Below are 22,028 nucleotides of genomic sequence, written 5' to 3'. Positions count from 1 at the left end.
ACCCCCGATATGGAGCTGATTCTAGGGAATAGCGTCATTGGAGTCCGAAGCCCTGTTCCAAAGGCAGAAAATGTGCAAATAACGTCATCTGGGTCCGCAACTCTCAGAGGAGGCTGACAATGTTGAAGTTGTTGCATTTGAAGCAGGCATTCAACGAATCAGAATACAAAGCGGCGATTCTCCAAATAACAGGAGAATCGCCGTTCTGTGAATACTAAAGGCGAGCCTTGCGGAAGCCCTCATATATATTGAGGACCGCGACTAAAATCAAGATTGCTATTCCTCCACCTACTAGTCCCGTTTCAAATTGGTTAGCTGTAGTGTTTAATAAATTAGACATGTAATTAATAAATTCTTGGTTAAATACACTCGGATTTATAAGGATAACAGCGAATACAATAAGTACAATGAGCTCAAGGACCGTATTACATAATGCTAATTCTCTAGTCCATTGTCTCTTGATTAATTTATATATAGTTAATGCGACTTCTAATCCGATCACAATAAGAATAATAGGCCAATAATCAAGTAACACATGCTGATTAAAAGCTGGGGCTACGAAGTTAAGTGCGCCTTCACCGCCTCTATAGACTCTGATCAGGTGTTCAGCATTAAAATAAACAGTAGCCCAAATGGCAGTCCACAGTAAACTTCCGAACACTTCGAAGCTTGTAATTGCTTTTTTCTTATGGACAAGCGCGATATCCTTCAAATCATCAGGAGTCCATTTCCTTAATTTTGTAGTAAGAGGATGACCTTCCTTTCCTTTATCTGCCCGTTCGATAATAGCGAACACAACAGTTATCCAAAAAAAGACTTGGATGCCTACTTCAAGAAAGGTTCCAATTCCTGTACTTATAACTGCAGTAACAATATCCGCAACTGTTTTATCGCCGCTGTAGCCAATCAAGTAATCAGCAACCAGAGCGATTAAAGAAACAACTACAGCGATGGGTATAATCATTTTTAATAACGTAACATATAAATCGAAATAGCGTGGGCCGATGAGATACATGGGCTGATCGCGGTACTCACTAGCTAAAATAGCTGGATTGCCCAATTTTGCAAGGACGGCTTTTACCTCTTTTTCGTCATAATCATCCGGTAACATATCCTCGATGGTTGATCGTAATTCTAATGCGATGTCTTCCCGATTTTGTTCTGGTAACCTCCGAGTAACTTCATGAATGTAAATCTCAATCAGCTTCATGGTCATCCTCCCCTTGTAATAGGCCATAGAGTTCTTTCGAATTCTTAAGCCATTCTTCCTTTAGCTGTAAAAAAATCTCTACGCCATAGTCACTTAGAACATAATACTTACGGGGTCTGCTCTCGGATGTGTCCCAGCTGCTCGTCACTAATTCCTGTTTCTCTAGTCGGCGAAGTAATGGATATAGGGTGCTTTGATCGATGATGATGCTGGATTCCTCCAACAATTGAACGAGCGAATATCCATACTGGGGTGTTCGTAATTGACTTAAAACGGCTAGCGTTAACGTACCTCTTCTAAGCTCTGTGATTAAAGAATTTAATAAAGTACTCATTCACCCACCTCATTATTTAAAATATAAGGATTTATAATCTCTTATAAATTGTAAATTGTTCTTATATTTTTGGTTTAAACGCTTGCTGTCCTTAAGAGGACGTCGAAGTCGTTTATACTTACTATGTGTCATACAGTATTCGATCTATACTATGCATCATACACTATTGTTGTTCCAACATCAATTGAATAAAATAATCTTCTGAGAAATAAATAAGAAAATTTTTCTATTTTGTGAAGCAGTTTGATTAAAAGGAGGTCGTGAAATGATTCCATTTTTTAGTGACATTCCGAATGCTTCTACATGGGAGGTAGTTGAACCGGTTCATAAGGGCTGGTCAAAGGATAGATTTGATTATGGTGATCCTTGGGAGGAATTTAATCGCATTCCTTGGTGTGCACTAACGAGTCCAGAGTTCGCATCAGGTTGAATCCATGGGTATTTTAATCATGATGTTCCAGATGTATTCTTTAGGCTTTATATACCGAAGTGGTATTGGCAAGTTATACTGAGTGAAAAGACTCAGCTATTTGAGAATAGTTAGGGGAATTAAGCGATGAATATACTGATTGCTGAAGATGAAACTGATATAAGAAAACTAGTGAAAATACATTTAGAAGATCGATCCTATCGAGTATTCGAAGCCAAGGATGGCATTGAGGCTTTAGAGGTTGTTAATCAACATGAAATAAATCTTGCCATTCTGGATATTGTAATGCCCAAGCTTGATGGGCTTAATCTGCTGCGACAGATAAGAGAGAAAAGCCATATTCCGGTTATCTTGTTAACTGCCCGCGGTGAAGAAATTGATAAGATAGTGGGCTTAGGCCTTGGAGCAGACGATTATATGGTGAAGCCATTTAGTGCTTCAGAGCTTGTGGCTAGGGTTGAGGCGCAGCTGAGACGAAGAAATGTATACGATCTTAGCCAATCGATAACTGAAGAAACAATCCAACATAGAGAATTGAAGCTGAATTTAAAGGAATGTATGTTGTACATAAATGAAAGTCCAGTTCTTCTAAATGCCAAGGAATATAAGGTATTACAATGTCTGATGCAGAGTCCTAATCAAATTTTTACGCCCAAAAAGTTATATGCAGCGGCGTGGGAAGAAGATTTCTATAGTGATAATAATACGATTATGGTTACCATCAGCCGTCTAAGGAATAAGATCGAACGGGACCCACACCATCCCGAATATATCGTTACAGTGCGTGGACTAGGTTACAAATTCTACAACCCAGGTAAATAAGATGAGAAAACAAAATATATCCTATCAATTGTTAAAAAACTATATCGCGATCTTTCTTATAACAACGGTTATAACGATATTGGTGATTGTTGCTTTGTTTTGCATGAACAGGCTGGGATCTAAGGACATTATTTATAATCAGTTAACGGCTGCTAAGCTTATGCAAAATGACTATCAAAGAATTGACACTAGTGTTGTTAATGATGTCGGGGGCAGTTTACAGGTTGTGAATTCCAATTACGAAGTCATACACTCCATTGGCAACAATCCATTTACGTCCAAGCAGATTAGTGTCAAAGAATTTACGGATTTTCTAATGAATACTGGCGCTAACAAAGATATGATCACTGTTGAATATAATGAGCAGGAACAATTTTGGCTGATCGTCTCTTTACCTATACAAGTGAAAATGACAGGCAGTTTCCATTGGAATTCAGATTCACCTATGCAGGATCATACCCTTCAAATGCTTGGGTTTATTGGGTTAGGTTATTTGTTGATTCTGATTCTAAGCACGATGATTTATGCGAGAATTACGGCGGTTAGTTTCATTAAACCCTTAGACCAGTTGTCCGCTGCTGTTAAAAAGGTTAAGAATGGGGATTATTCAGCAAGAGTGCAGGTAGGCGGGAATCGGGAGTTTAGTCAACTGGAGCAGGCTTTTAATCATATGGCAGAAGTGATTCAGATCCAGACCTCGTTAAAAGAACAGAGTGAAAACAATCGAAAAAATCTAATATTGGATATATCCCATGATTTAAAAAATCCATTAACAAGTATTATGGGTTACGCAGAGCTTGAACTAAAAGAACAGGTGAGCGGTCGGATAGAACATTTGGAATTTGCCAAAATAATATACGAAAATAGTATCCGTGCCAATGTATTGATTCAGGATTTGTTCGAATTATCGAGAATGGAAAGTCCCGAATTCCGCTTGGATGTTACAACAGATGATTTCTCAGAATACTTGAGAGAAGAAATGATACATATGTTGCCCGAGCTTGAGGCTGCGGGTCTGATCCCTGATTTTGTAATCGAGCCAGAAGAAATAAATCTACAGTTTGATAAAAAAAGAATGAATCGAGTATTCTCAAACCTGCTTTATAATGCCATCGCTTATCAGGAGCAAGGTTCTACGTTTCAAGTTGTGCTGGAAAAGGTGAATGATGGAGCCAAGCTTACTTTTATTAATTACGGCCAACCATCAGCATTGAACCCGGCAGGTTCTGGATTAGGGCTACTCATTGTTCAAAAAATAATAGCTGCTCATGGAGGGACTGTTCAGCTGAATACGCAAGATAACCAGTTTGAAATTATAATTGAGCTGAACCGGCAAATTTAAGGTCTATGTAAGATTACATTAAGTCGTATGAAATTTCCCAATGCTAAAATGGTTGATATTCAGTCTATTAACAATTTTACTTGGGGGAATAGATTATAATGATTGATGAAAAATCAAGTAAAAGGCAATTGATCTTCGGCGTTATATTAGCAGTAATGTACTTTTTAGGATTGTTCTCCAATCTCTTGATCAGGCCGGTTATGGGGATTCTTAACCATGTTTTTATTTGGCAGCCAGAACAACAAAATCGAATGGCCTTAATGTTGAATAGTCTGATCTACATAGGAGTGATTATAGGTTTTAGGGGATTCTATAAACAAGCTATTCATGATTTCAGACAATACTGGGTCCGTAATATGTTATGGATGGTTTGGGGACTTTGTTTGATTATTATCATCGGAAGTATGTTGATTCCCACACTAATTTCCATTTTTCATCCTATTACAAAGTCTGTTAATGAGGTGGATTTACGGGCAATGTTGTCCTCGTATCCATTTATTTTTACAGTGAACGTGGTATGGATTGGCCCCGTGATTGAAGAATTAGTATATCGGGTTACCATTTTTAGAACGATCCGCAGGAAGAGTCGTCTTCTGGCTTATCTGATATCCTCCTTTTTATTTGGCTTCCAGCATGTCTATAGAGCCGTGGTGTTCCAGAGCAACTATAATGAAATGTGGAATATCTTCTCCTATATGGCTGCTGGATTAATCTTTGCCTACCTATATGAGAAGAGAAAAAATATATTAGTGCCTATAGGCGCGCACATGTTTAGTAATGGTTTATCTGTGCTTCTCTATTTCTTAAGTTAATACGAAATTTGACTTCACATCAGATTACTAGTAAACTGATAATCAAATAGATCCAATTCCAAAGCAATGGATGTGGTATAATGCGAGACAATGGATTCACTGAAGACAACAAACTAAGCTTATTGATCTGGCTGCGGCTGGTAAGAGTTTATGACAATAGTAACGATCTTTCCAATGAGTTCTTGAAGCAGTTTGATTTAACGGTTAGCCAGTTTGATGCGTTAGTACAAATACTATTACATCAGCCTGTGACACAGATGGAAATGGCCGAGCATTTAACCATTACTAAAGGTGGAGTATCACATATGCTTGGCAGATTAGAAAAAGAAGGATGGATTGAACGCAAGCAGGATTGGAAGGTGAAGTATATTTCTTTAACTGAAAAGGGCCAGGCGCTTATCGAGAAGGTGCTTCCTTTGCAATCGGATTTCCAAGCTTCGTTATTCGATCCACTGACGGACGACGAGAAGAAAGTATTTTACAGCATGCTTAAGAAGATTCACCGTCATAGCCTGAATGAGAATCGGATTCCACGAGGAGTTCAGTAGTATTGTAAAAGCTTTATTCTGAATAAAGCTTCCTTTTTTCAGCATCAGTTTACTAGTAAACCATAATTATATTAGGAGGAAATTAAAATGAGCCAACCACAAATAACCGGACAACATCATGTATCAATGATTACTAAAGACGCTAAACAAAACCTATGGTTTTATACAGAAGTACTGGGACTAAGACTTGTCAAAAAAACCGTAAATCAGGACGATCCAACCATGTACCATTTATTCTATGGCAACTCTAATGGCGCTCCAGGCACCGAGGTATCCTTTTTTGAAATGCCAAATGCAGGCCAGACCCGGAAAGGAACGAACAGTATTTCTGCAATCTCTCTTCTCGTTCCTAGCGATGAGGCTTTAGTATATTGGGCTAGCAGATTAGATACATTTGAAGTCGCTCATGAAGCTATCGTAAGTATAGAGGAGCGCAATTCGCTTACTTTTCAGGATAGTGATGAATTAACGGTTCATCTGGTGTCCGCAGAAAAAGATAATGTGACTCAGCTGGTAGAACCTTGGATTACTGATGATATTCCACCACAATATGCCATTGTTGGATTGGGTCCCGTTGAATTGACTGTTCGTGAGGCTAGCCGTACAAAGGCTGTTTTGGAGGATATTTTAGGCTATACACAAGTTCGTAGAGTGCCATCCATGGGTGACCCGAAGGTAATGGTGGATATTTATGAAACAGCTAAAGGCGGCTTGTACACTGAACTTCAGCTCAAAGAAGTTAATGATCAAGACCGGGAAAGACCGGGAAGAGGGAGTATCCATCATGTGGCTATAAGAGTGAAGGATCTGGAAGAATTAACCGCATGGGCTGCTAAAATCACAGCTGCAGGGTTCAAGAACACAGGGGTCATTGATCGTTATTACTTCCATTCCTTGTATTTCCGTGATCCGAACCATATTCTTTTCGAGCTTGCTACAGATGGTCCAGGGTTTGAGATTGATGAATCTTTTGACACATTGGGCGAGAATTTGACCTTGCCTTCTTTTCTGGAAGAACGCCGGGAAGAGATTGCATCGAAGCTTCATCCTATCCAATAATACAGCGAAGAAAGTAGGACATCATCATGATGGAACAATATAGAATCGACGAGAATAAGGGTTTAGAAATAGGTTTATACACATTAGGTGATCATGTTGCAGATGCCTTAACAGGTAAATCAATCAGTGAACGACAACGGATTCAAGAGATCATTGCTGCCGCCAAATTAGCAGAGGATGCTGGATTAGATGTGTTTGGAGTGGGGGAGAGTCATCAGCCGAAATTTATTACTTCAGCAGCATCGGTCGTACTTGGAGCTATAGCAAACGCAACGGAACGAATCAAACTCATCAGTTCAGCGACTGTATTGAGCACAGCGGATCCTATACGTGTACATGAAGAATTTTCGACATTGGATTTGTTATCCGGAGGCAGAGCAGAGATTGTTGCTGGACGTGGATCACGATTAGGAGCTTATGAACTGTTCGGATATGACGTGAGGGATTATGAAGAATTGTTCGAAGAGAAGATTGAATTGCTTATGAAAATAAATAACGAAAAAAGAATTACTTGGGAAGGGCAATTCCGTCCTGCTCTAAATGATATGGAGATTTTTCCGAAGCCACTGAGTGGTAAACTGCCCATCTGGAGAGCGGTTGGAGGACCTCCGGCAAGTGCAGTTAAGGCAGGAAGAATGGGCATCCCGATGATGCTGGCTGTTTTAGGTGGACCTGCTTCAGCGTTCAAGACCTCTGTGAATATGTATCGTCAAGTTGCCGCACAATCAGGTTTTAATCCGGCTGAGCTGCCGGTGGGTACAACCACCCTTTTATATATCGATAAAGATTCACAGCAAGCGTTCCGTAACTATTACCCTTATTTAAATCACATGATGAAAGAGCTTCGTGGATCAGCGTACCCTAAAGACCAATTTGCTGAAGCCATGAGTGTGAGAAATGCGCTGCTCGTAGGCAGCCCACAACAGGTTATTGAAAAAATCCTTTATCAACATGAGCTGTACGGACACAATCGTTTTCTGGCTCAGATTGATATTGGTGGTTTACCTTATGCTCAGGTTGAGCAAATCATTGATTTGTTGGGATCGGTAGTCGCACCAGCCGTAAGACGGGCCACAGCTAAGAAATAAGAAAAACTATGAGATTGGAAAAAATTATATTAAAATTATTCCAATAAGATGGTTTGAGAAGGATCACTTAAGGAGGCAAAGTGTGACGAATAAAATGTTAGCTGCGCAACGTTTATATAACCAGAAGATCGTTGATTCCAAGCTAATCAAGCCCGAACAGGTCGTTAAAGAATTAGGGGCAGTACAGGCGCAGGATTACATGCAGGCGATGTGGGCGATCGGGTTACGTACTCCATCTTCGAGTTTAGCTGATATAGAGCGTGCTATCGCTGATCGCAAGATGATTCTGAATTGGACGCTGCGAGGTACGCTTCATTTTGTCCCCCCGGAAGATGTAAAGTGGATGCATCAGCTATCTGTGCCGCGTTTAGCAGGACAAACAAAGCGGCGGAATGCAGAGCTTGGGCTAGATGATCAGACACTAGAACGTTGTAGACATATTATAGTTAATGCTTTACAAGGTGGAATGCAGCTAGATCGTGCTCTTTTACTTCAGCTAATAGAAGAAGAAGGTATTCACACGGGGAACCAGCGTGGTTATCATATGTTGTGGAATGTTGCGTACCAAGGGTTGATTTGTTTCGGACCGATGAATGGTAAGCAGCAAACGATTGTTTTGTTAGAGGAATGGGTGCCACAGTTTCGAGAACTTTCTTACGATGAATCATTGTATGAACTCGCTTGGAGATATTTCACCGGACATGGTTTAGCAACTGTTCAGGATTTTGCTTGGTGGGCAGGCATCACCCTTACCGATGCTAGAAGAGGTCTGGAAGCGGCCAAAAGTCAACTGCAATCAGAGGTTATTGATGGCAGTGAGTATTGGATGTCTGCTGATCGGCTAGAGCCAGCTGCTGAGGACTCCGGCGTTCATCTGCTTCCGGGTTTTGATGAGTACATTCTGGGTTATAAAGACCGAAGTGCCGTTCTAGAGCCTGACGTTGCTCCTTTAATAGTTCCGGGGAATAATGGTGTTTTTCTTCCGACGATTGTTGTGGAGGGTCAGGTGGTGGGTACATGGAAAAGAACCCTAAAGACCAAGGGGATTGAGATTATGATCCATCCTTTTGCCGAGCTGGGCGATACGGAAAAGTTGGTACTTAAAGAAGCTGAGCGATATGCCGCATTTATTGGGCTGCCAATACTCAAAATGAATGTGAGTGGTTCATTGAGATGAGTATTTCACTATTCTCACCAATCTCATCATTCTTGACATTCTCACCAATCTCATCATTCTTGACATTCTCACCATTTTCATCTTTCTCACCATACTTTTGTGCGCATCTCTCTCGCTAACGGACACCGTTGCACTTATTAGCACCTAAATGCTGATTTGCTGAGCTTTTCGGACTCCAATGCAGTTATTCCCGTCGCAGCACCTCTTTTGACCCCTATTTTTGCGGAATAGCGGCATCTGGGTCCGATAGATTCGTAAAAAGGCTATTTTTAGCTCAATAGCGTCTCCTGAGTCCGAACGGCATAATGGGTGAAGGGTGAAGGGTGAAGGGTGAAGGGTGAAGGGTGAAGGGTGAAGGGTGAAGGGTGAAGGATTAAATGGATACCGATTACCGAATAGCCGCTCACGAATGCACTCTGAGTAAAAAATAACCCGGCAGGGCGGATCTGCCGGGTTATTTTCATGAAGCATATAGTTAGCTTAATTAGATTCGTCTAGCTAATTCAGCGCCTTCCCAAATCGCATTCAGCGCTCTACGCGCTTGCACCGCATCGCCAATTACATGATAAGGGATGGAGCTTTCCTCCAAGAAATCCTGAAGGATTTGTTTGTTGAGGGCGCGTGAACCTACAGCAATTACTACATAATCAGCAGGTAGGCTGTGACGTTCGCCGTCTTTTTCAACAATTACGCTATCCCCTTGAATCGCCATACATTTGCTGTTGGTCATTAATTCAACGCCATGTCCATATAGACTTTCCATGACACAGATTTTCCGCAGAAGCCCTAGATCATTAGCAACATCAGCTTGCATTTCAACTACAGTGATTTGATGTCCGCGCTCTACAAGCAGTTCTGCGACCTCAAGCCCCACTAAACCACCGCCGATAATAACGACTCTTCCTTCTGGATGAACCGTTCCCCATAACACATCATGTGAATTGACCACATGTGAACTGTCGATGCCTTCCACAGGCGGAATAATAGGAGAAGATCCGATTGCAAGAATGACCTCATCTGGAGCAATTTCTTGGATTAATTCAGGTGTAACCTCTGTATTCATTCGAATGTCTATACCTTCACGTTTAGCGGTTTCTCCCATATTCAGAGCGGCTGCAGCCATTTCCTCTTTACGTGGTGCGGCACCGGCAATATAAAGCTGTCCGCCCAGAATGTCATTTTTTTCGCATAATATTGGATGATGCCCACGTCGTTTCAGGGTGACAGCTGCTTCTAATCCGCCAGGGCCACCACCAGCAATAAGTACTTTTTTGGGGATACCCGTTTGCTGCAATTCATATTCACTTTCACGACCGGTTGCAGGATTAAACACACAGCTGATAAATGGAACATTAGGATTCACGAATCCATCGAAGCAGCCTTGGTCGCAACCCACACATTTAACGATCGTGTCTGCACGTCCGGCTAAAGCTTTATTGCAGAATTCCGGATCTGCCAGCTGCGCACGCCCAATGGCTACAAAATCAGCCAAACCCTCCGCAATAATCCGGTCTGCAATTGCTGGATCATTAATACGGCCTACGGCAATAACAGGGATGTTAACCACAGATTTAATTTGTGCTGCGTTATCTACATTGAAGCCTACAGGTAAATCGATCGGCGGAACTTCATATTTAATCGCAGCGCCAGCAGGGACCCCACGAGATACATTAATAGCATCAATTCCAGCTTCTTCAGCGAGCTTTGAGAAGAGCTTCATATCTTCCAGCGTAAGTCCGCCCGGTAGATCCTCAATCGCAGAGATTCTCATCAAGATAGGGAACCCAGGTCCAACCGCTTTCCGGATAGCCCGGATACAAGCCAGCGGGAAGCGGCAGCGATTCTCCCAAGAACCGCCGTACTCATCCTGACGAAAATTCATTGCAGGACTTAGAAATTGTTGGGGCAAATAACCATGGCCGGCATGGAATTCCACACTGTCAAATCCGGCTTTCTTCGCACGTAATGCTGTATCTGCGTAAGCTTGAACCATCTCGCCGACTTCATGATGCGCAAGTTCACGTGGTATATGAGTCACGCCTTCAAACGGAACAGGTGAAGAGGAGACCTGAATTAGGTTGGGAGTTACTTTACCTCCATGCCATAACTGTAGACAGCTTTTGCCTCCTGCCTCTCGAATAGCTAATGCTAATTGAGCCATACCTGGAATGAATTTATCATCATAAAGGGCAGGAGCATCATCGGAGGCCGCCGTTGGGTGAATAGTTGTTACTTCTACAGTATTTAAGCCGTTGCCGCCTATAGCTCGTGCTACATGGTAATCAATCAGACGATCACTGACGTATCCACCCGGCGCATTCATTTTCGTGCCCATCGCTGGTAAAATGACCCGGTTCTTAAGCTCCATATTTCCGATTGTGCCCTTGCTAAATAAATGTGTGAATTCCATATGATAACTTCCTCTCTACATATAGGTTGAAAATAAATAGGTTATTTTAACCTATATTAGCGAAAGAACAGGGTGGAAGTATGTGCAAAAAATCACGAGTGATTTGGCAGGAATGTAGTAATTGAGGTAATATAAGAAAATGATGAACCGGATACGTATTCCGGAAGCCCGGAGGATGATTATGGATATTGAAGTTTTGATTCTGGCCCAATTAATGAAAGGGGCCAAACATGGTTATGAAATTAAAAAAAACATTATTTTTGTAATGGGCAATGATAAAATCGTAAACAATAACTCGCTTTATCCAAAGCTGAAATTATTTGAAAAGCGAAAATGGGTAATCAAAAAAACGGAAATTCAGGAACGCCGGCCTAAACGTTATGTATATTCTATAACTACTGAGGGTGAGGAGCGGTTTAACACCTGCTTAACAGAATTTACGCTGGAGACTATTCGAATTGATAATGAATGGTCTATTCGTCTTGCTTATTATGAGCTTTTGGATCAGGAGACACGTAGAAGATTGCTTGATTACAGAGAGACTTATATGAACGAAAAGCTGGACCATTTACAGCAGTTATCCAAAGTAGTTGGCAATAGTGAGGATATGGATTACTCTGAGGAGCTCTATTTTTACACCAGAAGTATGGTTTTACGAGAGATCGAGTTAATTAAGGAGCTGTCACGTAAATTAGAAGCATAAGGAAACCGTTGGATTAGCTATAAAAATAGAATTTTATAAACACACCTCGCTGTAATCGTTAATTAACGGTATATTTGTAAAATCGATTCATAGTTTAGCTTTAGGTTTTCCGCTTGTGATTGATATCATCATCTTTATTTTGGGTTTGATCATATTGGGAATCGAATATTTCACATCAGATTAGTTGAACCCCTCTCCAGAGAGGTGGGCATAGAACTGGATGATGAGAGTGCGCTTTTTCAAGCACAAATGAAGGATTCTGCGGCTTCTATTCCTTATGTAAAGCTTGGTGAAACCATCCACTAATTCGCAGATCGAAAAGCAACGTTTAAACTTGAGTCAATCTGGCAGCCTTTTTGAGTTCAAATAGTAAAGATTATGAGCCTGGAGCAACGATCAGAGGATTTCATCTGACAGGTAAATGGGCGGATCAGACTAAGAATATCATTTTTGTTGTGCGAACAGATGCTAAGTAAATACTGTATTTTAAAATAAAAAAGACTACCCAGAAAAAAATCTGGCTAGTCTTTTTTTACTCGCTTTTATTTATTGGCTTTAAAACCTGATGCTTGCATAAGCTTGGTGAATACTTCGGTGTTTTCGTAGATTCCAGTAAATAATTGTGCATTTTTGCCCATAGCTGTAATTGGAATATCAACCGCAGTATGGCCTGAGGTCGTCCAGTCCACTACAAAATTGTGTTTGGAATTGGCGATGGCGAATGGACCGTCTTCTTTGGATATGCCGTCACCGGACTCATCATCTGCGTCAACTGCTTCAATAGAAAATCCGCCGGTCTCATGGTCGGCAAGCACTAGAACCAGTGTATCTGGATTCTTTTTGGCGAAGTCTTTGGCTACTTGCACGGATTTGTCCAGTTCTTGACCTGATTTAATCGTCATTTTAGCGTTGTTTTGATGTGCAAATTCGTCAGTGCCTTCTTCTTCCACCATAAGGAAAAATCCTTTTTTATTTGTTGCTAGCGTATCTATAGCTTTCTTAGTCATCTCGGGCAGCGATACCACCGGATTATAAATATCTCCTTCACCCTCAGGCTTTTGCTGGAACATTTCCTCGTTTGCGAATATTCCCAGCAGCTTGCCGTCTTTTGCTTTTTGCATATCCGCTTTGTTCGTTACATAGGTGTAGCCCAACTGTTTAGCTTTATCCACAAGGTTACCTTGCGTTCCTTTGCTTTTTTCTGAAGGATCTTCAGCGGGTTCATCTGGGAATTTGCCGGGATTGCCTGCCGGGTACCAGAAATCCTCACCCCCACCGAGCAGAACATCAACCTTGCTCTTTGTCAGAAGCTGAAGAGCGATATCACTTTGCTTTGAGCGGTCTTCAACGTGAGCACCAAATGCGGCGCCAGTCGCGTCTGTAATCTGACTAGTAGTAACTACACCTGTTGATTTCCCGGCATCTTTAGCATATTCCATAATGGTCTTAACACTTTTTTTATCGGCATCCATTCCGATAGCACCATTATAAGTCTTCACACCGCTGGCATAAGCAGAAGCAGAAGCAGCCGAATCTGTAACAGGGATAGTGGAGCTTGTATGAATTAATCCAACGTATGGCATGGAATCCATTGCTAGATTTCCTTTTTCACCTACGGTGGCAAGCCGGATGGCATCACGCTGAGCAGCACCCATTCCGTCTCCAATAAACAGAATTACATTTCTTGTGTTCGAAGATGCTGCGTCTGCTTGATTAGGTGCATTTGTAGTGACTATGCTGGATACAAAAAGAGCAGTTGCCGCTGTCGCTACAATTGCTGTTCTGACGCCATACTTTTTCGGTGATTTCATAATTTCCCTCCTAATGTATGTTTACAGTCTCATATTATAGTAGTTACATTAAGAGAATGTTTTCTGGACTTGTAAAAAATGTAAAATGATATAGTGAATATAAATTATCGGAGCTTGATAAAAGATTTTAAAATAAAAAATATCTGGGTGTATTATTGGCATATTGGATATATTCATCTCCGAATACGGACATTAAATGTTGCTCTTCTTGAAGAATTAGTAAATGAATCGCGGCAATGTTAAGAATGAATATTAGGAGTGTTAACAGATTGGGGTACATCAGATACAATCCCAAAAACATGAGATCAAACCCGACAAATGCAGCGTTTCTACTATATTTATAAATACCGTGTGTGATGAGTTTGGTTACAGTAGTCTTATCAATCCCAACTCTCCATGAAGTGCGCATAGCAATCATAGCTTGAATGAAAATGGAACACCCGAGGGCAGCTACACCCACACCGCTAAAGTGAATTACAGGAATATCAAACGTTTTGTCTACAAGTGTAACCATAAAGGACTCTGCTACGGAAAAAACAAACCATACTGCGCCCCATAAAAAAGTAGAGGTTTTTACCAATAGCTCGGTATAATGGATCTTAGATAGTTTAGCGCCTTTAGCCAGAACGTTTCCTTTAATGTGGTTTTTCTTGTAAAGTATAAGGAGCTTTAATAGATAAGAAATTAGGAAGATGCAGAAAAGAAGTAGAGATAGGATATTTTTAAGATCGCTCATTTTAATTTCCTCCTCACTAATACATATGAATGATTGCTCATATGTTTGTTTATATCTTATTTCCTAATATTGTACATGTCAACTAATTATTGATTTAGGGGGATATCGTGAAAATAAGAGTATACAAAAAACGGTGGCTATGGGTGTTGGTTATCGCGGTTATTGTACTTGCAGGTACTGTAATCGGTATGCTGGTTACGCAAACTGGGCTTGCAACCTTTACTTCCAATGCTTATGGAGTCTCTTTGAAGTATCCAACGGAATGGGTCGTAGATTCAGCAGATGATAAGAAGGGTCAGGGGGAGGATGGTTTTTTTCAATTATCCGCTATGTCTGGAGAGGGACAATCAATAGATGAAGTTGCTGAAATCGTTGCCTCCCATCAGCTGAAGCCTTATGGGTCCAATCCGCAAATTACTGAACTGACATTAGAGAGGTTGAAAGAGGAAGAGAAGGCAAAGTTGATTATGCCTTCTGCTGACCAAGGGGAGGAATGGAATCATCAAGCGGCGCTTATAATTAAATATCCCGAAGCGGTGAAAATAGGAGATGATGTATACTATTATTTTATTTTGCAGGGTGATAAGGGACATGTGGAGGAGATAGGTCAGACCGTAAGATTTACGGGTAAACCGTAGAGTGCTTGCGCACGAAGGTAGTCTATGGGTTTATTTGCAGGGATATCCAAGAAATATTCCGACTGCCATGTTTGCGTTTTTTGAGCTTGGCGACTCGTGGGAATATCCCAAGGCGGGTAGACTCGAAAAGCTCTTTTTCCACCTTCACCTTTATCAGATAGAATATCTTGTTCTCTTAGGACAGCTTTTGGAAAAATAAATTGGCCAAAGTGATTCCCATTTCGTGTACTTATAACGAAGAGATCAGCAGGATCTGAGATGTCATAGGGTTGGATGGGATGATCTCCAATTCGCTCCCATAGTGTCACAAATTGCCCGACTTTAGTGGGTGTGATTTTAGCCACCCGGAATCTAATGGCCAGCACATTTAAGGTAAAGATATATGCTCCGTATTCCGCATTTTGCGGTTCAAGAATTGGTTCGGAGCAATCAAACCTGCAAGGATTATATACTTCTTCCATGGTAGCAAGTAAGTCACTATGTAGGGTATCTAAAAAGCTCAGCTTCTTATCATTCATCTGTTATTCTCCCATTTGAGTTCGTAATGTTCACTATCTTAATGCAAGTGAACCGAGTTCACAAGTGTAGGAATAATAGAGAAATTGAAGTTGGATTTATTTTATTGATATGGTTTTCCAAAGAAAAATAGTTTGTGATTTTTGGGGGAGTAGAAATTTTGGATATGATGAACATACTGGTTGAAGAACGCCATTGTCCTTTATGTAAAGAATTGAATCGTTGTGGCGCTGAAGGCGGTGACTGTTGGTGTTTCCATACAGAAATTCCACTCGAATTGCAAGAACAGATCCCGGAAGAACTGAGAGGGAAAGCTTGTATCTGCCAAAAATGCGTAGAAGCATTTAATAAACATTAACCGGGATTTTAATTAACTCTCGACGAAAACCGTAATTTCATTGTATATAATTAAAGTGTAATCTAAAAAAATAATGGAGGCGCAGATGAGGAAGCCAATAATTGCAGTAGATATGGATGATACAATTTGCCATCTAGTGAAGCGAGCCATATACCATAATAATAATGATTTTCCCACGCATCTGCTGCGGTATGAGGAAATGCTTGATTGGAATACGGATCATTTACGTCATCCGGATTGTACACAAGAGATTTTCTATGGGCGGCCCGGTCTGTATGAAGAGCTTGAACTGTTTGACGAACATGTCGTAGGAGAAATGGAGAAACTGCATAACGCTTATGATGTAATTATTGTTACGGCAGCCCAACCCCAGTCGGTGGTGGAAAAATGGAACTGGCTGCAGAAGCATATGCCGTTTATTCCGATTGAAAATTTCTTTACCTGTAAGCGAAAAAATCTTATTAACTACGATCTATTGATCGATGACGGGGTGCATAACCTGGTTCCGGCATTGCAGGAGGGAAGAAAAGTGCTTTGTATTCCGCATCCATGGAATTTGCGGGCCCGTGAACAATATGCTTTTCCATTATTGACCTCATGGGAAGGTGCAAAAGAGAAGATAGATCAGATGTTAGGACGTCCAGAGAACGAATGAGACTGTTTTTTTATAGATGATGTACAGAAAAATATCCTCCGCCAAAAAATGAAGGTATCCCATTAGCCATTGTGGCTTTTGAGATACCTTTTTTATGTCTATTGCAGAAGTGCAATTTCATTATTATGCTCTGGATGTAAATATGTTGAATTAGTGACATTTCGATTCTTGGACTCTTTTCTTTGTATATTATTGTATATAAAAGGAGTGGAGATAGTAGTGAGAACAATCGGAATTGATTTAGGAACGACCTATAGTCTTGCTGCTTATTGGGACGGCAGTCAGGCTGTAATTATTCCCAATGTACTCGGGGAGCATGTAACACCCTCGATTGTTAGTGTAGATGCAGGGGGAGAAGTATTGGTTGGAAGAATCGCACAGGAACGACTGATTACACATCCACAGCTAACCGCCTCGACTTTTAAGCGCTTTATGGGATCAGCAAAGAAATACACGCTAGGTACGATGACTTTTACTCCTGAAGAGTTATCTTCTTTTGTTCTGCGGTCACTGAAAGAGGATGCGGAAAATCATCTAGGTGAGTCCGTAACGAACGCTATAATCAGTGTTCCGGCTTATTTCAATGATGTTCAGCGGAAAGCAACTAAGAAAGCGGCTGAGCTGGCTGGCTTACAAGTAGAGCGGCTTATTAGTGAACCTACGGCGGCAGCACTCGCTTATGGCCTGCATCAGAATCAGGAGACTTCATTTCTTGTTTTTGATTTGGGTGGAGGAACCTTTGATGTGTCAATCCTGGAGCTTTTCGAAGGGGTAATGGATGTTAAGTCGATTGCCGGAGATAACTATCTTGGTGGGGAAGATTTCACAGAGATACTAGTGGCCTATTTTATCCAAAAGAATAAGCTGGACGCTGAATCGTTAACACCAATAACGAGGTCGATGTTGTATAAGCAGGCTGAGCAGAGTAAACGAATTCTTGGTACAGAGTCTGCTGCGACTATGCGGATAGTTATTAAAGAGGAAGAATACGTGCTGACTATAGAACGCTCAGAGCTTGAGCAATTGGTACAACCATTACTAATACGTCTAAGACAGCCGATAGAAAGAGCATTGCGGGATGCTTCTCTGCAGCCTTCCGATCTGGATGGGATTGTGATGATTGGGGGTGCGACTAAAATGCCTCTGATTAAGCAAATTATCAGCCGTATGTTCGGGAAAATGCCTTATGCGAATATCAGCCCAGATGAGACCGTCGCACTGGGAGCTGCGGTTCAGGTGGCGCTGAAGCAGCGTGATCAAGCGCTGGATGAAATGATTTTGACGGACGTTTGCCCCTATACATTAGGAACCAGTGTTCTGCGAAGAGGTTCAAGCGGACAAACGTCATCTGGACATTACTTTCCGATCATTGAACGTAACACTCCGATTCCTGTTAGCCGGGTAGAACGTCTATATACAGCCGCAGATAATCAAAAGATCATAAGTGTGGATGTGTATCAGGGGGAGAGTCCTCGCGTTGAAAATAATCTTTTCCTGGGAGAAATGGAGTTTCAGATTCCGCAAGCACCTCGGGGAGAAGAAAGTATAGATGTCAGATATACATATGATGTGAATGGGATTCTTGAGGTGGAGGTTACAACCGTTTCAACAGGTCAGAAGCATCAGATGATCATTGAGCAAAATGCTGGTGCAATGACGAAAAAGCAAATTGAAGCTCGTTTACTGGAACTGCGGAGTATCAAAATTCATCCGCGTGAGCGTACCGAGAACAGGCTTCTGCTTGCTAGAGGTGAGCGTTTATATGAAGAGGTGCTTGGGAACCAACGGAAATTTATCGCACAGTGTCTGAAAGTATTCGAAGATGCTTTATATACTCAGAACGAGAAAGTGATTGAAAAAGCGGCACAAGCTTTCAATGAGCAATTGGCGGAAATTGAAGGGTGGTCATACTTCACATGACAATCTGGAGTATGTTGGAGATTGAACCCACAGATGAACTAGCTATCATCAAGAAAGCCTATGCCAAAAAACTGAAATCGCATCACCCCGAAGATGACCCTGAAGGATACCAACAGCTTAGAGAAGCTTATGATACAGCTGTGATATGGGCCCGCTCCGGGCAGCGTATAGCAAGTACTGTCCCTTCATTTATAGGTGAGGATAAGAAAGAAATAGCAGAAGCAATATCAAAAGAAATAGAAAAAATGGTGATACAAGCAGAAACAGTAATACGAGTAGATGAAGCTGAGGAGGAAGAAAGCGAGGAGGAAGAACAAGAAGTTGCGGAGGAAGACACCGAGGAAGAAGTAGAAGGGGCTACTACTATACCGCATGAAAACGAGTGGGCGCTGTTTCGCCCACTTCCCATTCAACTTGATGCTGATCTTCAAGAACAGCCAGCAGCTATTTTTGACAGACAAATTAGGGAACTGTATGCGGACTTCTCGCGCCGGATTCAACAAGCTTCGTGGCATTCACTTTTGAATGAAGATTTCATGTGGAGTATAGAGCATCGCGATCGGCTAAGGGATAAGCTTATGTTGTTCCTTGATCAGCATCGGAATTTGCCTCATGCCGTATGGGAGGCGTTGGATTCATTTTTTCATTTTCGTGAGGACAAGGAAATATTTCTTCATCGTTATGATAATAAGTTAGTCGAGTACATACTAGGGCAGGTCGACGGAAGCATGGAGATGCGTTATGAGTGTTTCCTTTTGCAGGAGTCTCTTGAGTTTGACATAGAACACTATCTAAATCTGAGGCAATCCGCTCAATTCATGCTGATGGAGGATAAACATACTGAAGCGGGTCAACTGCTCGACGAAGCAAATAAGCTGTTTCAGTATGATCCTGATCTGCAATTATTGCGAGCTAAGTATTGTCTGGATACTGCTGATTATATGGAAGCGCTGGTGTGTTTGGACCAAGTAACCACTATGTGGCCTAACGAAAGAGACGGTTACTTATTAAGAGGCCGGCTTCTTTACTATTTGCAGCGTTATGAGGAAGCGATGAAGGATTGTGAATATTTGTTGCAAGAGGATGCTGGAAATAGAGATGTGCAATGTTTAATTCTGGAATGTAAGATTGCATGTTCTCATATTGAGGAAGCTCTTACACAAACGGAGACTAATGAGTCTAAAAAGGACGAGTTCATTCATTTTCGTTACCTTGCGAATAAGTCCATGTTGAAGAACAAAAAACTGTATCCACAACGTCTTCGTATCTCTTCGCTCGTAACCATTGGAAAGAACATTATGGGGCCTATATTATTCTATCTATTGGTTTTCCTGAAATTAAGCTGGTTCTATATTTTGGTATATACCATATGTTATTTTTCAGTATCTGAGCTTCCCCCGCTTGTCAATGCGGTGTTCATTCTTATTTTTCTATGGAAAATCAGGAAGATTTGCAAAACAGCATACCTATTCTCGAACTAATATCAGGAGGCTCTACATGCTGAAGGAATACAATGTTAAGCAAAGAAAACGATTGGAAATGTATTTCCGCTGTCTTTCCTCTACCTGCATACGTGGTCTCTTAGGGAGATACTATGTGGTTTATGAGTTTGATTTCAGTAATGTCTTCTTCAAAAGAGGATTAATCAAAAATGCTTGTGAAAGATGGAATATCGAGGATGCTAACTCCTTTCATCGCCAGATTCGCTGGCTTCTAGAAGATGGCAACCGTGCAGAATATAGATCTTTACATGCTCGATTAGCCACACTTTCCGAAACCTCACGCAGTAAATATCTTGAGGCACATAAGGATCATGAGGATTTTGTTAATCTGAAGGTTGTTGCACAAGGTATACATCAGTTGCCTTCTGGTGACATTTCTGCTTTTGGGTTAGCTTGGGTAATTTATCTGAGCCGGATTGGTTATGTTGAGGATTATTTGAAGAAGGAAGAAGCCTGGGAATACAAAATAGAAGCCGCAAGGCAGCTACAAGAACGCTATAGCAGTTGGGCGGATTATTATATAGCCTATTCCTTGGGCAGCAAATTTTCATTAGTACAATCCGGCGGATTAGATAATCTATTTGAGACGGGATTGCAGAAGCTCATGCGAAATAGCAGCATTCTATACAGGGAAGCCGTTTGGGGGCAAAATCTGCAGCCGGAAGCCACTTAGTCCGAACTTAGGTAATTAATACCTATTGAATACCTATTGATTACCTATTGAATCCCTATCCCGTGTTGCTTAAGGACCCAGAGGACGCTATTTGCAAATTTATAGCCCTTTGAGCCGGTTTTCGGACTCCAGTGCAGCTATTCCTTGAGGAAGCGGTCTTTTGTGGTGTTTTTGATGCCAATAGGTGCTATGCGGTCCGTTAGGAATCCAAATGGGGGATAATGCAGCGTATAAGGTCAGCTGTGTCCGATAAGCTGCGTCGTAAGTGCAAATGTGATCCAAGCAAACGAAGTTTAGTAGTTTAGTGTTACAACGCGAGCAAAGGTTTCGCTCAACGGATCAGATCAAAGAGCAAGCTAAAAGTAAAACGCAGCAGTAAGACCAAACAGTAAACAATAAGACCAAACAGTAAAACCAAACAGTAAACAATAAGACCAAACAGTAAACAGTAAGACTAAAACTCAACAGTTAAACCCAACAGTATATCCCAAAACGAGGGAGTTCCAGATGCTATAACGTAGCTTTTGGAATTCTCTCTTTTTTGTGATGCCGGGTTAATCTTGACACGATCTAATATTTGTATATAATTGGGATAGACCGACGGTCGGTCGATAGAATGGAGGACGTTGCAGATGAGAATTTCCAAAGAAGCGGAAGAACGTAGAAATGAAATATTGGATACAGCAGAAATGCTGTTTTTTACGAAAGGGTATACCAAAACGACAGTGAATGATGTCTTGCAGGCTATAGGTATCGCGAAGGGAACCTTTTACTATTATTTTAAATCGAAGGAAGAGGTCATGGATGCTGTTGTGCTGCGATTTATTGATGCTGGTGTAGCAGCTGCTAAGCAAATTGCTGCAGATCCTAAGCTGACTGTTCATGAAAAGCTGCTGCAAATCATTATGGCGCAAAAGCCGGATACGGACAGAAAAAGCCAAATGATTGAGCAGTTCCATCAGGCTGATAATGCACAGCTGCACCAGAAAAGCCTGGTGGAAACCATTTTGCGGCTAACTCCTGTTTTGACGGAGGTCATTGAGCAGGGCATAGAGGAGGGACTGTTTCACAATCCGTATCCCCGGGAGACGATGGAATTTCTATTGATTACCTCTCAATTTCTTTTTGATGAAGGGATATTCAAGTGGCAGCCTGAGGAAATCATCCAGAAGATAAGAGCTTTTATCTATACGATGGAAATTACGCTGGGGGCGGAGAAGGGCAGCTTCGACTATGTGTTTCAAATGTTTGAGTAGGGGAGAGGGAATATTCTGAACAACAAAT

General features: G+C 41.4%; 22 protein-coding genes. 16 read left to right on the top strand and 6 right to left on the bottom strand.

What is annotated here, in order from left to right; all coding sequences use genetic code 11:
* Nucleotides 1–214: 214 nt before the first annotated feature.
* The gene (locus MHI32_RS20025) at nt 215–1,210 is read right to left on the bottom strand and encodes a hypothetical protein (protein ID WP_076129887.1); all 996 of its coding nucleotides are present in this window, start codon (nt 1,208–1,210) and stop codon (nt 215–217) included.
* On the bottom strand, nt 1,197–1,544 hold the full coding sequence (locus tag MHI32_RS20020) for a PadR family transcriptional regulator (RefSeq protein ID WP_076129886.1): 348 nt from the start codon (nt 1,542–1,544) through the stop codon (nt 1,197–1,199). Before MHI32_RS20020 ends, MHI32_RS20025 begins: the two co-directional genes overlap by 14 nt.
* A gap of 265 nt (nt 1,545–1,809) precedes the next feature.
* Here MHI32_RS20020 and MHI32_RS20015 point away from each other — a divergent pair, with 265 nt between their 5' ends.
* The 8 genes from MHI32_RS20015 to MHI32_RS19980 all read left to right on the top strand — a co-directional run bounded on the left by MHI32_RS20015 (nt 1,810) and on the right by MHI32_RS19980 (nt 8,822).
* A complete protein-coding gene (locus MHI32_RS20015) occupies nt 1,810–1,974 on the top strand; it encodes a hypothetical protein (protein ID WP_175617275.1) in 165 nt (54 codons plus the stop codon).
* Between the two features lie 126 nt (nt 1,975–2,100).
* The gene (locus tag MHI32_RS20010; protein WP_076105240.1) at nt 2,101–2,796 is read left to right on the top strand and encodes a response regulator transcription factor; all 696 of its coding nucleotides are present in this window, start codon (nt 2,101–2,103) and stop codon (nt 2,794–2,796) included.
* A gap of 1 nt (nt 2,797) precedes the next feature.
* Nucleotides 2,798–4,138: a HAMP domain-containing sensor histidine kinase gene (locus tag MHI32_RS20005; protein WP_340010656.1), complete on the top strand. Its 1,341-nt coding sequence runs from the start codon at nt 2,798–2,800 to the stop codon at nt 4,136–4,138.
* 98 nt (nt 4,139–4,236) lie between these two features.
* On the top strand, nt 4,237–4,950 hold the full coding sequence (locus tag MHI32_RS20000) for a type II CAAX endopeptidase family protein (RefSeq protein ID WP_340010654.1): 714 nt from the start codon (nt 4,237–4,239) through the stop codon (nt 4,948–4,950).
* Nucleotides 4,951–5,030: 80 nt separating this feature from the next.
* Nucleotides 5,031–5,498: a MarR family transcriptional regulator gene (locus tag MHI32_RS19995; RefSeq protein WP_076190567.1), complete on the top strand. Its 468-nt coding sequence runs from the start codon at nt 5,031–5,033 to the stop codon at nt 5,496–5,498.
* An 87-nt stretch (nt 5,499–5,585) separates the two neighbouring features.
* Nucleotides 5,586–6,557 (top strand): ring-cleaving dioxygenase, encoded by a 972-nt coding sequence (locus MHI32_RS19990; RefSeq protein WP_076190569.1) that lies wholly within the window; start codon nt 5,586–5,588, stop codon nt 6,555–6,557.
* A 26-nt stretch (nt 6,558–6,583) separates the two neighbouring features.
* Nucleotides 6,584–7,645: an LLM class flavin-dependent oxidoreductase gene (locus tag MHI32_RS19985; protein WP_340010652.1), complete on the top strand. Its 1,062-nt coding sequence runs from the start codon at nt 6,584–6,586 to the stop codon at nt 7,643–7,645.
* Nucleotides 7,646–7,727: 82 nt separating this feature from the next.
* Nucleotides 7,728–8,822 (top strand): winged helix DNA-binding domain-containing protein, encoded by a 1,095-nt coding sequence (locus tag MHI32_RS19980; RefSeq protein ID WP_340010650.1) that lies wholly within the window; start codon nt 7,728–7,730, stop codon nt 8,820–8,822.
* 484 nt (nt 8,823–9,306) lie between these two features.
* Here MHI32_RS19980 and MHI32_RS19975 read toward each other — a convergent pair whose 3' ends face one another.
* Nucleotides 9,307–11,232 (bottom strand): FAD-dependent oxidoreductase, encoded by a 1,926-nt coding sequence (locus MHI32_RS19975; protein WP_339187729.1) that lies wholly within the window; start codon nt 11,230–11,232, stop codon nt 9,307–9,309.
* Between the two features lie 181 nt (nt 11,233–11,413).
* Here MHI32_RS19975 and MHI32_RS19970 point away from each other — a divergent pair, with 181 nt between their 5' ends.
* Nucleotides 11,414–11,935, top strand: a complete 522-nt coding sequence (locus MHI32_RS19970) for a PadR family transcriptional regulator (RefSeq protein ID WP_036688994.1) — start codon at nt 11,414–11,416, stop codon at nt 11,933–11,935.
* A 542-nt stretch (nt 11,936–12,477) separates the two neighbouring features.
* Here MHI32_RS19970 and MHI32_RS19965 read toward each other — a convergent pair.
* Both MHI32_RS19965 and MHI32_RS19960 read right to left on the bottom strand, forming a co-directional pair.
* Nucleotides 12,478–13,746, bottom strand: a complete 1,269-nt coding sequence (locus tag MHI32_RS19965; protein WP_340010647.1) for an alkaline phosphatase — start codon at nt 13,744–13,746, stop codon at nt 12,478–12,480.
* A 127-nt stretch (nt 13,747–13,873) separates the two neighbouring features.
* Nucleotides 13,874–14,482: an isoprenylcysteine carboxylmethyltransferase family protein gene (locus tag MHI32_RS19960; protein WP_076281480.1), complete on the bottom strand. Its 609-nt coding sequence runs from the start codon at nt 14,480–14,482 to the stop codon at nt 13,874–13,876.
* Nucleotides 14,483–14,589: 107 nt separating this feature from the next.
* On the opposite strand from MHI32_RS19960, the gene MHI32_RS19955 reads away from it, so the two are divergent.
* Complete coding sequence (locus tag MHI32_RS19955) at nt 14,590–15,120, top strand: hypothetical protein (RefSeq protein ID WP_312148312.1); 531 nt, start codon at nt 14,590–14,592, stop codon at nt 15,118–15,120.
* Here the strand turns inward: MHI32_RS19955 and MHI32_RS19950 are convergent.
* Nucleotides 15,090–15,638, bottom strand: a complete 549-nt coding sequence (locus tag MHI32_RS19950) for a MepB family protein (RefSeq protein WP_076281482.1) — start codon at nt 15,636–15,638, stop codon at nt 15,090–15,092. The genes MHI32_RS19955 and MHI32_RS19950 overlap by 31 nt on opposite strands.
* Before the next feature lie 164 nt (nt 15,639–15,802).
* Here MHI32_RS19950 and MHI32_RS19945 point away from each other — a divergent pair, with 164 nt between their 5' ends.
* The 6 genes from MHI32_RS19945 (at nt 15,803) to MHI32_RS19920 (ending at nt 22,000) form a co-directional block, all read left to right on the top strand.
* Nucleotides 15,803–15,994, top strand: a complete 192-nt coding sequence (locus tag MHI32_RS19945; protein WP_076129911.1) for a cysteine-rich CWC family protein — start codon at nt 15,803–15,805, stop codon at nt 15,992–15,994.
* Between the two features lie 85 nt (nt 15,995–16,079).
* Nucleotides 16,080–16,649, top strand: a complete 570-nt coding sequence (locus MHI32_RS19940; protein ID WP_076129874.1) for a hypothetical protein — start codon at nt 16,080–16,082, stop codon at nt 16,647–16,649.
* Nucleotides 16,650–16,868: 219 nt separating this feature from the next.
* Nucleotides 16,869–18,569 (top strand): molecular chaperone HscC, encoded by a 1,701-nt coding sequence (locus tag MHI32_RS19935; protein ID WP_340010643.1) that lies wholly within the window; start codon nt 16,869–16,871, stop codon nt 18,567–18,569.
* Complete coding sequence (locus MHI32_RS19930; protein ID WP_340010641.1) at nt 18,566–20,050, top strand: J domain-containing protein; 1,485 nt, start codon at nt 18,566–18,568, stop codon at nt 20,048–20,050. Before MHI32_RS19935 ends, MHI32_RS19930 begins: the two co-directional genes overlap by 4 nt.
* A gap of 16 nt (nt 20,051–20,066) precedes the next feature.
* On the top strand, nt 20,067–20,744 hold the full coding sequence (locus tag MHI32_RS19925; protein WP_051491590.1) for a DUF1266 domain-containing protein: 678 nt from the start codon (nt 20,067–20,069) through the stop codon (nt 20,742–20,744).
* Between the two features lie 632 nt (nt 20,745–21,376).
* On the top strand, nt 21,377–22,000 hold the full coding sequence (locus tag MHI32_RS19920) for a TetR/AcrR family transcriptional regulator (protein WP_076129871.1): 624 nt from the start codon (nt 21,377–21,379) through the stop codon (nt 21,998–22,000).
* Nucleotides 22,001–22,028 lie beyond the last annotated feature (28 nt).

Origin of the sequence: Paenibacillus sp. FSL H7-0690 (genome assembly GCF_037980415.1) — a bacterium.
Lineage (GTDB): Bacteria > Bacillota > Bacilli > Paenibacillales > Paenibacillaceae > Paenibacillus_AQ > Paenibacillus_AQ odorifer.
The sequence above is the reverse complement of the archived record's forward strand: the minus strand, read 5'-3'. Positions and strand labels throughout refer to the sequence as shown.